Origin of the sequence: Spiroplasma endosymbiont of Labia minor (genome assembly GCF_964019845.1) — a bacterium.
Lineage (GTDB): Bacteria > Bacillota_I > Bacilli_A > Mycoplasmatales > Mycoplasmataceae.
The window spans coordinates 729,550-744,194 of sequence record NZ_OZ026465.1 but is presented as its reverse complement, the minus strand read 5'-3'; the positions used below and the strand labels follow the sequence as shown (position 1 = coordinate 744,194).

Annotated in this window: 12 protein-coding genes; 11 read left to right on the top strand and 1 reads right to left on the bottom strand. The window is 25.5% G+C overall.

The annotated features are described in order from the left end of the window. Window positions 1-12: 12 nt before the first annotated feature. Window positions 13-528, top strand: coding sequence for a 5-formyltetrahydrofolate cyclo-ligase (locus AACK85_RS03770; RefSeq protein ID WP_338969431.1), 516 nt, complete (start codon window positions 13-15; stop codon window positions 526-528). A gap of 14 nt (window positions 529-542) precedes the next feature. On the opposite strand, the gene AACK85_RS03765 is transcribed toward AACK85_RS03770, so the two are convergent. Continuing rightward, window positions 543-782, bottom strand: coding sequence for a NifU family protein (locus tag AACK85_RS03765; RefSeq protein ID WP_338969430.1), 240 nt, complete (start codon window positions 780-782; stop codon window positions 543-545). 146 nt (window positions 783-928) lie between these two features. On the opposite strand from AACK85_RS03765, the gene AACK85_RS03760 reads away from it, so the two are divergent. From AACK85_RS03760 to AACK85_RS03715, 10 genes are all read left to right on the top strand, one after another. Beyond that, window positions 929-3,088 (top strand): hypothetical protein, encoded by a 2,160-nt coding sequence (locus AACK85_RS03760; RefSeq protein ID WP_338969429.1) that lies wholly within the window; start codon window positions 929-931, stop codon window positions 3,086-3,088. Window positions 3,089-3,103: 15 nt separating this feature from the next. Next, window positions 3,104-7,429: an ABC transporter permease gene (locus AACK85_RS03755; protein WP_338969428.1), complete on the top strand. Its 4,326-nt coding sequence runs from the start codon at window positions 3,104-3,106 to the stop codon at window positions 7,427-7,429. Between the two features lie 106 nt (window positions 7,430-7,535). Then, window positions 7,536-8,318: a MurR/RpiR family transcriptional regulator gene (locus tag AACK85_RS03750; RefSeq protein WP_338969427.1), complete on the top strand. Its 783-nt coding sequence runs from the start codon at window positions 7,536-7,538 to the stop codon at window positions 8,316-8,318. Window positions 8,319-8,420: 102 nt separating this feature from the next. Continuing rightward, window positions 8,421-10,118, top strand: a complete 1,698-nt coding sequence (locus tag AACK85_RS03745; protein WP_338969426.1) for a PTS transporter subunit EIIC — start codon at window positions 8,421-8,423, stop codon at window positions 10,116-10,118. A 7-nt stretch (window positions 10,119-10,125) separates the two neighbouring features. Then, window positions 10,126-11,028, top strand: coding sequence for an N-acetylmuramic acid 6-phosphate etherase (murQ, locus tag AACK85_RS03740; RefSeq protein ID WP_338969425.1), 903 nt, complete (start codon window positions 10,126-10,128; stop codon window positions 11,026-11,028). Next, window positions 11,028-11,261, top strand: a complete 234-nt coding sequence (locus AACK85_RS03735; RefSeq protein ID WP_338969424.1) for a hypothetical protein — start codon at window positions 11,028-11,030, stop codon at window positions 11,259-11,261. The genes murQ and AACK85_RS03735 overlap by 1 nt, the downstream gene beginning before the upstream one ends. Further along, on the top strand, window positions 11,252-12,136 hold the full coding sequence (locus tag AACK85_RS03730; RefSeq protein ID WP_338969423.1) for a sulfite exporter TauE/SafE family protein: 885 nt from the start codon (window positions 11,252-11,254) through the stop codon (window positions 12,134-12,136). Before AACK85_RS03735 ends, AACK85_RS03730 begins: the two co-directional genes overlap by 10 nt. Before the next feature lie 139 nt (window positions 12,137-12,275). Further along, entirely contained in the window at window positions 12,276-12,614 is a 339-nt protein-coding gene (locus AACK85_RS03725; protein WP_338969422.1) for a S1 RNA-binding domain-containing protein, read from the top strand. A 181-nt stretch (window positions 12,615-12,795) separates the two neighbouring features. Further along, a complete protein-coding gene (locus tag AACK85_RS03720) occupies window positions 12,796-14,082 on the top strand; it encodes a glucose-6-phosphate isomerase (protein WP_338969421.1) in 1,287 nt (428 codons plus the stop codon). Between the two features lie 22 nt (window positions 14,083-14,104). Beyond that, entirely contained in the window at window positions 14,105-14,611 is a 507-nt protein-coding gene (locus tag AACK85_RS03715; RefSeq protein ID WP_338969420.1) for a dUTP diphosphatase, read from the top strand. Window positions 14,612-14,645 lie beyond the last annotated feature (34 nt).

Here is a 14,645-nt window from a genome sequence, read left to right as displayed (position 1 = left end):
AGGAGGTTTTTTATGTTAAATAAACAATTTATTAGAAAACAATTTTTAAATAAAAGAAATGAATTATCGCCTGCTATGAGAAATGAATTATCAAATGTTATTGCCAAAAAAATTATCACAATGATAGATGATAATGATTTTGAAAATATAGGCATTTATAAAACAATTACATCTGAAGTGAATACCGAGGAAATAATTAATTGATGTAACGAAAATAAATTCAATTTATTTTTTCCTGTGATAAATGAAAATACAGATACAATTGAATTTAAATCGCAAAATGATGAATTGAAAGTTAATTTAGATTTAATAATTGTTCCTTTAGTTAGTTTTGATAAAGAACTTAACAGATTAGGAAGAGGCAAAGGCCATTTTGATAAATTTATAAATACTTTAAATTACAAAACGTTTTTAGTTGGTATTGCATATGATATACAAAAATATGAACATACTTTACCAATTGAAAAACATGATCAAAAATTGAATTTAATTATTACTGAATTAAACGATTATTATAAAACTGTTTAATTTTATATCAAAAATTACATGATGACTTCAATTCCGTTAATTTCATCTGGGAATTCTTCTAATAAGGCTTGTTCAATACCTTCTTTAAATGAAATATCAATTAGTCCACAATTGATACAATTACCTAATAATCTAATATAGACTATTTTTTCTTTAATACCAAGTGGTTCCATATCGCCACCGTCCATTTTTATTATGATACGCATTTCGTCTAGGAATGCTTTTATTTTTTTTGGAATTAAATCTAAAGCCAAAATTATTCACCATTCATTTCAAGTGTTAATATTCTAGCATAAATTAAATGCTTGATTTTTTTATTGTTTCAACAAAAAATTATTTTAATCATACCTTGACTTTTTTATTTTTTAAAATATTATTAATTGAAATAGGGGAATAAAATATGAGAAGATTATTAAACATTTTAGCAACAGTTTCTTTGGTTTCTGCTTCAGCTAGTATGGTTGTTACTTGTGGTAAAAATAACACTGTAGATGACGAGCAATCATTTATTAATTCATTAAGCAAGCCAGAACAAGACGCATATATTGCAACAAGTGATGTATCAAAAACACTTTTATTGCAAAGAGCTGAAAATTTGAATCTAAATACTACAGATTCGTTATCATCAACAACTGATGGTCCAAATGTTTTAGAACAATTTTTAAATAGTTCACAAGCATCAAAACATGAGTCGCAACAAGAAATGGCAAGTGATATGCCATCATGAACAGCTGAATTCAAATCAAAATTTGAAGAAAATAAATTGGACGATACAAAAACAGTTTTAGATTTTATAGATGATTCTAAAATTGGTTTTAAAGAATCAAAAAACGAAAATGGTAAAGTTGTAATACAAGATGCAAACGACGATACTAGCTTAAATTGAGCAGTTCCAGATAGTTTAACTTCAAAAGCAACATCTTTAGATGGAACTAGTTTTTGAGGTCCACAATTAAATAGAAAAACGCAAAAAAAATCAGACTTAAATAAAGATGATCTTACATTTTCTGAGCAGTTAAATTCATATATTAATGTAATGAAATCAAATACTTATCAAATTGGTTCAATTATTGAAGGAACTATTGATTTACAAAAAACTAAATTAATTTTAAGTATTATGTCTAATATATTCCCTGTACAAAAAACTTCTGGAATGATTAATCCAAGCGATCCTTCAAAAGGAGTAGGTGCTTTACAAAATTTTTGAGTAAAACCTAATATGTTTACAAAAGGTAAAACAGTTCTGGGTGATGAAGTTGGACTTGGAACGCAAATATATGAAAGAGCATGACAATATATTTGTAATAACTATGAAGAATTTTTACAACTAATGGGTCAAGATGCTATGGATTATTTGGTTGGAACAAAATCAGAAATAGAAAATGCTAAAACAGAAAATAATGAATATTATTTAATTAACAAAAGAACACAAGAACAATTAAATTTCAATGGGGAAGGTGTCGGATCGCCAAGTGATCCGCAAGGTACATATTTTACAAGTTCAATGTCAACTGGTCTTTATGGTAAACTAATTAATCAAATTGGTGCTTTATTGAGGGATGATAAACCAAATATAAAAAATGGATTTGTTGATTTAGGTGCTGGTCAAGAACATACTAATGGTGGTTATTTTAGAGCAATTGACCCAAAAGTGGTTCAAGTTTTACAGACAACACATGCAATGTATGATTTATCAAAAACATTAATGAAAGATAAATGAAATGATTTAAATAATGATGTTGTTATTCCTAGTTTAACTGGTTTATTTAATTTAGCTATTGCTGTTGGATTAAATAAAGATAAATCAGCTGAAATTTTAGATTTGAGTAATGAATTTTTAGGATGATATTTAAATTATGAAAATTCAGATGCATTAACAGATAACCCAACCAAATCAGAACTAAATGATAAATATAATGATGATCAATACAAACACACAATGGTAAATGATTTATTAACTGCAGAATCAAAAAATGATTTATGATTTGATGATGCAAATGAAGATTATCGAAATCAAGTTTATAAGGCTTTTGGATTTGATGGAAATAATATGATTGAAGGCGGATTTTTTTGAAAACTTTCTAAGGCTTTAGCTTTAGAAAAATATCAAGGAATTTTTGTAAATAGTTATTCAACAATTCCAGAAGATTGATTATATGGTCAATACTATGGAGACATTATGGGTAAAAATTGATATCCTAAAAATTGAAAAATAGAATATGAAAATGGTACAACAAAAATAAAAAGTGTTTCATATGAGCTTGTATATAGTGGCTTTGGTGATGATACTGTTACTAGATTCAGAGCAAGCGACGATGTAAACAATATGTCACAAAATGATGTCTGAACAAAATTAAACGCCAACTTATTAAGTGGAGATACTACTTTTAAAGATAATTATAACGGTTTAGGATTATTCAATCAATTAACAAATGTAGAACATTCATATAAAATTACATGAATAAATAAAGGTAATGCTTTCAATAATGACTTTTATTTAACTGATATTTCAGATGCGAAAGCATTAATTGACGGTAGTTTTAAAAACTTTAAATTATAAAAATGGTATTTTTTGATGAAACTATCTGTTTTGACTAAAAATTATTTAATTGGTATTTTTAAAGAAAAATTAAGATTATGAATAATTATAATCTTAATTTTTTTGAGCTTTTTAATTTCTCTAACTGGAGTTGCAATTACCAAAAATATTGATAATTCAAATAGTCGACTTGTCAATCAACAAATAAATTATGATTATCAATTTGATTATTCTGCAAGAACATCTGATAACAGTAAAAATAAAAAATCAATTACTCCGTGATTTTTGTTCGATAGCAAAACTCAATCAATTAAACTTGATGAAAATAATAGTTATCATTTGTCAACTATTTCTATGGGTGATTTAGAAGATGACGTTTTTTATACACTAGATAAAAGCGATTTTGAAATAATAAATAATACTTTTAAATTTAATTCAATATACGGAATTTATTCAAATATTAATTGAAATTCAGCTTATGTTAAAAATACGACACTAGAAAAATTAAAAACTCTAGCAGATATTGGAGATACAAAAGCAAGCAATTATTTAAGTTATTATTTAACTTTACTTTCTCAATTATCTTTTGAAAAATATATAGATAATTATTTTAATGAGTTAACTCATTATTGGCGAGATAAGGGATTATCTGGTGATGATTTAAAAAATAAAATCATAAATTTATCTACAAATAATGATTCAAATTATTCAAATCAAATTGATGCAACAAATATTTCTGGAAATGTTGATTATAATTTACCGTTAGTAAAAGTTACAATCAATAATGATGAAAAAATAGTAGATTATAATGACTTGTATGAAAATGGTTTAAAAGGTAATTTTGGGCAATTAGCTTTAATTGAAACATTAACTGATTCTGGCACAGCAACTTATGATATAGGTTATCTTTTGGGCAACCATTATGAAATTTTAACTGGCATTAATATGAGTGATATTTCACCTACAGCAGGTATAAGTTATAGTATAGATTCGTTATATAGTTCTAGTTGATTGTCTTCAGAATATGCAATTAATTTAACTTTATTTTCTACATATTATGAAATTATTGCTTATGTTAATAATTTTAATATGACATATAGAAATGAAATAATTTTTTTTGATTCACATAATAATGAAAAAGCAAAGTTTGTAGATAAAACTAAGATTAATACATTAGACGAAAATAATTTTGAAAATAATTCTGCCAACTTAATTTTTTATAAAAAGAGTTCAACATATTCAGAATACGATCAAAATAGTATTGTAATTGGATCATCCTATGCATATAAAAATCATTTAAGTGTAAATGATAATATAAACTTTCAAACAACGACAACACAAGTTAGTTGAAATATAAACGCAATTGGTACTGATGTTAATGATGTTTATCCATTAATATATGACTCTGATTATTTAACAAGTAGTAAAAATGAACTAATCATATATGCGACATATACTTTATTTTCAAATAAAACAATTATTGCAGACAATGATGTTAAGGAAAATTCAAGAGTATTATTAAATTATTTACCTCAAAATAAAAATGAAATGCAATCGGATTTAAATAATTTTAAAGAAAGTACCGCAACAGATTTTTTGCAAATAAATCAACCAATTAATGCCTGAAGAAATAATTTTTCTATAAATGAATACAATAATTCTCATATTTTGTTAGTTAGAAATTCATTAAATGAAGTTTCAAATTTATTTTCTTTAATTTTTTTAACTATGTTTATAATATTTTTTGTATTAGTTTTTGTTTCGTTATGAATATTATTGAGTTATGAAATAAAAAAAGATGCACAAAGAATTGGTATTTTAAAGGCAATGGGTTATAGGAACACCACTATGTCACTTTGTTATAGTTTGTATGTTTTGGCACCAACTTTAATTGCTGCAATTTTTGCATACCCATTAATGCTTGGCTTGCAAAAAATTTTAATTTATTTTGTTTCAACGTTTTTTAGCATACCTGCAGATATAATTTTTCTGCCGTGGCAAACGTTATTCTTAATTATTTCTATAATAATTTTCTTATTTGCAGAATCATTCTTTATGGTACTTTTTAAATTGAAAATTTCAGTACTTAATTTAATTTATAGTATTGAAAAAGATAAAGAAACTCGTATTGCCAAATTTGCAGATAAAGTTAATATTAAAAAATTTACAAGTAGATTAACTTTAAAATTATTTTTAATGTCTGCAAGTAAAATAATAGGTTTGAATATTTCTTTAACCATTGCTGCTTTAATTGGTACCTTAATTGTATTGATTCCATCAAGTGTTAACAAAATTAAAAATGATTATTGAAGCTCAAGTAATTATTCAAGTAGAATAAACTATCAAGAACCAATTTATAATCTACCATTTTCAAAATATAATATTTATGAATCAAATGGATTAATAAATAACAATAATGACTTAAACGAAGGCTATCCTCATCAAGGTGAATCGTTACTTCCGCAGTATTATTCAATTCATACCAATGATAATTCAATTGCCGAAATTAAAAATACTGCAGATGTAAATTTGAATGAAGTAGTTGATAAAGAACTTTATGGAAATACAACATATAATACAGCAATTGCAAATTTATTTGGTTTTAATTTCTTATCAATTTATAATAAATCTTTTAATATAGGAATGTTTCAAAATATTGTCAACACATTTACGGATTCATCAGGAGAAGATCATTCTGATTTAACAGCACTTGTAACAAATTTTTCGTGTCAAGTATTACCATCAACATTTAATGTTGAAATATTAGCAACAGATTGAAGGCAATGCGTGGTTGACACAGTAAGATCGCAATTACCAGCATCAATGATAAAATCATGAACAGATGTAAATACTCAAACTCAATTCTCTTTTGATTTCAATAGAACAAGTTATAATCAAAAAACAGATGAATTATTCACTAAATTTAAGTCAAATATTGGTCATTCAACTCAAATAGATACTTTTGGTATAAAAAATGATTCTAAAATGATAAAGGTTGATACAAAAAAATTATCATCAACTAACACAAATATTGTTAATGTTGCAATAACTCAAAAATTAGCTAAATTATTAAATCTTTCTTTGAATGATAATTTTAATGCAGAAATTGCAAATAAAGAAATGAGATATGTTACTAAGGGCACAAATGAAAATCAAAGTGATATTACAAGGCCTATAAAATCTGAGTGATGATTTTATAAAGAAAAAACAGATAGTGATGATTATAAATTAGTACCACTTGATGAAGTTGATTTAGCACATTTAACATACGGCAATATAGATCAAAATTATGGTCAATTGGATGGTTGATATAAAACAAGTACTGGTGAATATAAAAAATATAATTTAATACAAAATGTTAGATTATTATTACCAGGTGATAACAATAGCAATGAGGATGTAGATCCAAACAAATTTGCAAATTTTAACAATGGAGATCGAAATTTATTTAGTGATAATAATGTAGTTGAAGCACCTAAAACATATAGTTTTTTAAATGATGGTTTAAAATACTATGAAATAAGTCCATTTGATTGATGATATCAAATAGGTTCTGGTATTGAAAGTATTTATGATATTTTTTCATATGGAGGCACACCAAATTCTTGATACGATTCAGCTTTTAATCATGGCTTATTTAAAATAGAAAATTTAATCAAAAACGTTGATTATACTGTAAAACAAATTGTAGATATTTACGATGAAAATTTAATTCTTATGAATCAAGAAAATGCAAATTCAATTATGAATTATTCATATAAAGAAAATGAAATAAATAAATCGTGATTTAATGGAAAATTTTCTCAAGATACAGATGACCCAGATGTATTTGGAAGAATAGGGTTAAGTTCAACAAACGGTAGTTATAATTTGTCTAATTTTAATAATAATGTTATAAATCAATCTGCTAATTATTACTTACTTGGTGCACAAAAAAATTTGTTTAATGAAATATTTTATATTTCATTAATTATTTGTTTAATATTTTTAATTATTATTATTTTGGCTTCTGTTGTTTCAATATCGATGATTTCTAATTTGTTTATTTTGCAATATAGAAAAATGATTTCATTAATGAGAGTTATTGGCTACTCAGACAGAGAAATTAATCAAATTATTTTAAGATTATTATTGCCCAATGTTGGTATTTCGATATTTATTGGTGCTATTATTCCATCTATATTATTATTTATTGTTGAAAAAATATTATGAAATCTAAATATTATGTTACCAATAAGTTTTAGTTGATTTATACCGCTATTAATTGTAATAATAGGTATGTCAATTTTCTTTATAACTTATATTTTGGTGTATAAATTTACAGCAAAAATACCAATTCAAGAAGAAATTTTACTTCAATAAATAAAAATCACATTCTATAAGATAAATGTGATTTTTATTTATTTTGATATTTTTCAATCATTTGTTAAAATATGAAATAGAATTTTCAAAAAAGAAGGAATAATTGATGAAAAAATCAGCCTTAACATTTTTAATGGCAAATAAAAGCGATAATAAATTATTGGAAGTAATTTATGGTTTTTTTAATGATAATAAATCTCTTGATATAAAAAGAATTTCTGAATACTCTTATATGTCTGTATCATCAATTACAAGATTTTTTAAAAAAAATGGTTTTAGTGGTTTTAGTGAATTTAAAACAATTCTATTAAATGAAGATAATGTTCATGATAATCAGTTAAAAATTAGGGAATCATTAGAAAATGAGATAATGCTGCAACCAATTAAAGATACAGCAATTTTAAATCCAGATGAAGTATATAAAACGGTTTATAATTGTCTAATAAAATCAAAAGAAATTATTATAATATCACTTGGCGGAAATAATTCCGTTGGAATGGAATTAGAAACCAGACTTGAAAGAATGGGCTTTAAAACAAATTTCAAAACGGATATTCATACGTTGTGAATAAAATTAAATAATGTTGAGGATAATTCTATTTTATTTGCAATTTCATACTCTGGAGAATCACCAGAAATTATCAAATTTGCTAAAAAAGCAAAAGAAAAAAATATGACCATTATTGCTTTAACAAGAAATACAGAAAATAAACTTTCAAATATGGCTGATATCAAATTTATAGTAGATTCTTCAGAAAATTTAGTGAGAATTAATTCATTAAAATCAAGAATGAGCATGTTTTATATTGTTTTGAAATTAGCAATTTATATCTATTCAAAAGATCCTGAAAAATATAATAATAAATTTTTGGAAAATTTATATGTTTAATCAAATAGAAATAAAATCTATTTATGAAAATATTTTCATATTTTCATATTTTATTGAAAATATTTCCTAAGATTTAGATAATAACAATGTAGGAGGATAGAAATGTCAAAACAACATGACGTAGCGATTGCTATTAGAGATGTAATTGGTGAACAAAATATTATTTCGTATACCAATTGTATGACTAGGCTTAGAATAAAAGCTAAACCAAATTTTGATACAGCTGAATTGAAAAAAATTCCTGGTGTATTGGGTTTAGTTAGCGTAGATGATGAATTTCAAATTGTTCTTGGACCTGGTTTTGTTAATAAGGTGGCTTTAGAATTTTCAAAAATTGTTTCAGCAGAAAAAACAGAATTTGATGAAAAAAAAATGAAACTTGGGACAAAATCTTTAGCAGATATTGCGAAAGATGAAAAATCAAAAGTACGAGGAAAAAATAAATTTCAGTCTGTATTAACTAAAATATCAAAAGTATTTATGCCTTTAATACCAGCCTTTATTGGTGCAGGTTTATTATCTGGAATAGCAGGTATTATGGCTTCAACAGTTGATAATAATTTTTTAGGACATGAAACATTACAATCATGAAACAACATACTTACAATCATGCTTACAGTATTATCAAATGTATTTGTAATAGCTGTTGGTTGAGGATTAGGAAAAGAATTTGGGGGTAACCCAGGGATATCTGCTTTGATGGCAGCAATTTATTGTTCTTTTTTTGGATCAATAATAATAGGTATTTTTATTCCATTAGATGATGGAACATTTAGTCTATTAGGTATACATATAAAAAATATTAAAACAAATTGATTAACGGTGGGATTTGTCAATTTAGATAATGCTGGAGTTGCGAAACTCGGAGCACCACATGCAGGTTTAATTGGGGGAATTATATCTGCTGTAATAACAATTCAAATAGAAAAATTATTTAGAAGATTTATGCCAGGTGCAATAGATACTATTATTACACCAATTATCGTTATATTTATAATGATCTTTTTAAATTTACTTTTAATCATTCCAATTGCAGGATATATATTTACTGGAGTGACTTGATTATTTGTTCACGTGTATCAAAATCCATTTGGAGCAGCATTACTAGCTGGAATATTCTTGATAGCATTAGTATTCGGTGTGCATCAAGGTTTCTTACCAGTTTATTATGCATTAATTGATCAAACAGGAGTGAACGGACTGTTTCCAATTATGTGTATGGGTGGAGTTGCACAAGTTGGTGTGTCAATTATGCTGTGAATTTTAGCAGGTAAAGGTTCTATTCTTAGAAAACAAATTTCTGGTGCAATAATTCCTGGCTTTTTAGGAATTGGTGAACCATTAGTGTATGGAATTTCTCTACCGAGAATTAAACCATTTGTAGCTGCATGTTTTGCAGGTGCAATTGGTGGATTCTATATTGGAGCGATGAATGCTTGAGGACATATTGGTTTAGGGATGAATTCACCAACAGGTCCTGGAGGATTGACAGCAGCTATTATGATGACAACTATTGACGGCAATGTTGTAGCTGGAGTTTTAACTTACTTGTCTGCTGTATTGATAACTTATGTTGTAGGCGCTTTACTTTGTTGATTTGCCTATTCAAAAATTGCTTTGAATGGTTCAAAAGAAACTGTAAGAATTTATAAAGAAGAAAATTATTGTTCAATTGGACAAAAAATAGGTTATACATTATGTTTTATAACTGTCATAGGTTTATATATTTTCTGAATAGCAAAATATTATTCTTTATCAAAAGAACAAAAACATGAATTAAAAGCTTATAGAATTGAGTAATTAAAATATGGAAAGAATTAAATTAGCAAATATTTTAACAGAACAAAGAAATTCAAATTCAAGACATTTAGAACAAAAAACTGTTGAAGAAATATTAACAATTATCAACAATGATGACGCAACACTTGCTACTGCAATAAAAAAAGAGATACCAAAAATTTCAAAAGCCATAGAATTGATAGTTCCAAAAATTTTAAATCAAAACGGTCGCTTAATTTATCTTGGCGCTGGTTCTTCAGGCAGAATGGGTGTTTTAGATGCAAGTGAAATGCTACCAACATATGGTGTAAAAGATAAAATTATTGGTTTAATAGCTGGTGGGGACCAAGCTCTTAGACTGCCAATTGAAGGTGCAGAAGATAAAAAAGAATTTGCAATAGTAGATTTGAAAACTATTAATTTGAATCAAAATGATGTAGTTTTAGTTATTGGTGCATCAGGAAGAACACCATATTGTATTGGAGCTTTAGAATATGCAAAAGTAATTGGTGCATTGCCACTTGCTTTATGTATGACAAATAATGCAGAATTTGAAAAATATGCAGATATTACATTAAATGTTATTTCTGGACCAGAAATAGTTACAGGTTCAACTAGAATGAAAGCTGGTACTGCAACAAAAATGGTTTTAAATATGATTTCAACAACGATTATGATAAAAATGGGTAAAGTTTATGATAATTTAATGATTGATGTTAGAGCTTCAAACGAAAAATTAATATCAAGATGCGTAAACATTGTAAGTGAATTAGTAACAACAACAGATGAACAAAAAATAATAGATGCGCTAAAAAAAGCAGATTATAATTGTAAACTAGCAATTGTAATGCTTGAAAAAAATATTGATGTAAATCAAGCAAAAGATTTATTATTAAAAAATAATGATAATCTTGGAGAAACTTTAAAATAATGTGATCTGACTTAAGTAAGGCTCAAAAATTTACAATTTTGGCCTTACTTTTAGTGTCTTTATTGATATTTACAATTGGAGCAGCATTATTTTTTGTAGTAAAACCTCAATTAGTAGGTATAATTTTAATGATAATAGGTGCAGTCGGTGCTTTATCTGGAACAATTGTGTGAATTATTTTTAAAAATTTCTTTAAAAATAATAAAAAGGGAGATGCAGAAAAATGGGATTAGCAGCAATAATTCCTATTTTAATATTTGCATCTATATTAATATCATTTTTTGGATCTATAGCTGGAGTTGGAGGAGGAGTATTATTTATTCCTCTTTTATTGATGATTTTTCCAGAAAAATCATTTGAAGAATTAAAATTTGTATCTACTTTGTTAGTTTTTATTTCAGCGTTTATAAATGTATTAATAGAAATAATTAAAAAAAGAATCAATTGATGGTTAATGTTGGTTATTTTGATATTTTCTGTGCCATCAATATTATTTGGTAATTGACTAGCAACTTTGTTTGATCAAAATATAGCAAAATTAATTATTGCAGTATTATTATTTTTAGTGACTGTATTATTAATTATTGCTGAATACGTTATCAAACCCTTGCAATTGAAAAAAAGCGAAAATATAGATCAAACACAAACAGATAATGTAAATGCATCAAATTTAATTGAACAAAAAAAAAATAGTTGATTTATGTTAAAAATAAATGCAGATACAAAAGTTAATTTATTTTGGATAATTTTAATAACAATAGTTGGTGGAATAGTTACGTCTGTTACAGGTATGGGTGGTGGACCGATATTAATGCCAATGCTTTTATTAATTTGTTTATTATCAATGAAAGAGGCAGCTCCGATTTCACATATCATAATTGGTATCACATCAGCAGTTTCGTTAATTTTTCAATACAATATGTTTGACAATAAAGAATTAAATTTACATTTATCTCTACCTATGATTATGGGAGTTATTGCGGGAACAATAGCATGTATGTATGCAAAAAAATATATTACAAAAGAAATTTATATAAAATGAATATTAATTGTGTTAATTTGAGTATCAATAGGTAAAATTATTTTTGATTTGGCCTCAAATTGATAAAAAGTGCAAATAAATACAAAATTTTGTTAATATTTATACAAAATTTGTTAAAAAATAACTAAATTTGTATTAAAACTGTACTTTTTGTAAAATTAATTATATAATGTTTTTGTACATAACCAGAATTGGAGACACTAACATGTATAAACAAGGTGATAAAGTTAAAGTTAAAATTACGAGTACTGTTACATATGGAGCTTTTTGTGAAGTAGTTGACAGCGACCCGTTAGTAAGAGGATTAATTCATATTTCAGAAATTTCTTCATTGTATGTTAGCAATATTGAAGACTATTTTAAAGTTGGCGATGTTGTAGAATGTGAAGTTATATCATTTTTACCAGAAAAAAATCAATTGAATCTTTCATACAAAAAAATTCATGATGGAAAAAATGAAGCATCAACAAATGCACTGCCAGAAACTGGTACAGGTTTTAAAAATTTGAAAAAATCAACAGTTGACAAAGTTAAAAAAAATTAACTATAAAATTTTTACTTAAACTATTCTTGAATTCCGTTAAGCTTTAACAACTTAACGGTTTTTTTATTGTCTATAAATAGATTTATTCGTAGTATTTTTGAATTAAATTGGTTATAATTCTATTTGAAATGATTAATAATATAAATTTATATTAATTATTTATAAATAGGGGTGTTTTTTTATGATTAAAGTATTATTGGATTATGCTAAATTAAATAATTTAGCAACTTATATTAGTGATAAGGAAATAAAACAAATCGGGGAAATGATTTACAAAAAAACTGGCTTAGGTTCGGATTTTTTAGGTTGATTAGATTGAGCTGAAAATTATTTAAATGATAAAGAATATACGGAATTAAAATTAAAAGCAGAGCAAATTAAAAAACAAGTAGAAGTATGTTTAGTTATAGGAATTGGAGGTTCTTATTTGGGGGCAAGAGCTGCAGATAATATGATAAATGGTTTGCATAATAAAAATAATGTAGAAATGATATATATCGGTAATACGATGTCAGCAACTTATTTAGCGCAAATAAAAGATTATGTTAAAGATAAAAAATTTTCAATTATTAATATTTCAAAATCAGGAACTACAGTTGAACCTTCAATTTCATTTAGAATTTTTGAAGAACTGTTAATTAATCAAATTGGGCAAGAAAATGCAAAAGAATTGATTATTGCAATTACAGATAAATCAAAAGGAGCTTTATTCACATTGGCAAAATCAAAAGGTTATAAATCTTTTGTTATACCAGATAATATAGGTGGAAGATTTTCTGTTTTGACACCAGTTGGTTTATTGCCATTAGCAATTTCTGGTGTAAATACAGATCAAGTTTTGCTGGGAGCTATAAAAGCACAAAAAAAATTAGCAGATATCTCATTAAATAATGAGGCAATTAAATATGCAGTTGCAAGATACTTATTACATACTAAATATAATTTTAAAGTTGAAGCATTAGTTTCTTATGAAATGCAAATGCAATTAATGTGTGAATGATGAAAGCAATTATTTGGCGAATCAGAGGGTAAAGAAAATAAAGGATTATTACCATTTTCAATGATTTTTTCTACAGATTTACATTCTCTTGGACAATTTGTTCAAGAAGGAACAAAAAATATTTTGTTTGAAACAATTATAGATATTAAAAAACCAACATTAGATTTATTGATACCAAAAACTGTAGACAATTTAGATAATTTAAATTATTTGACAGATAAAACTATTAATGAAATCAACCATGTTGCATTAAAAGGCGTTTTACAAGCACATGCAGATTCCGCAAACATCCCAAATATCATTTTAGAATTTGAAAGTATGAATGATTTACAATTTGGTTATGCAGTATATTTTTTTGAATTAGCAGTGGCATATTCTGGATATTTACTTGGCATTAACCCATTCAACCAACCAGGTGTTGAAATTTACAAAAAAAATATGTTTAAACTTTTGGGTAAACCACAATAATTTTAAAGAAGGGCTGTTGAAAATGATAATTGATATTGAAAAATTAATTTATTTAAGCGAACAACAAAAAAAATTGGACAATTATATTGAAAATGATTTAAATATTGATAAAACACTTTTGCAAACAAAAAGACAAATTGCATTATTTGTAGAATTTGGTGAATTTTTAAATGAAGTTAGATCATTCAAATTTTGATCAAAAAAATTGCCATCTGAAAAAAATATTCAATTAGAAGAATATATTGATGGATTGCATTTTATTGTTTCTATTGGTAACAACATTCATTTTAATTTTTCAAATTTTAAATATGTAGAAATGACTTTTGAAGACAATTTTGATACAGCAACTTTAAAATTTTTAGAAATTTTTGTTTTGTTTACAAAGGATAATTCATTAACAAATTATCAAAATTTATTGAATTATTTCTTTGCTTTTGCAAATATATTGAAATATTCATGAAAAGAAATAATGAATGCATATGAATTAAAAAATCAAATAAATTATGAGCGTAAAAATAATAATTATTAATAGTTATAGTCAGTAAAAAAGAGAGAGGAAAATT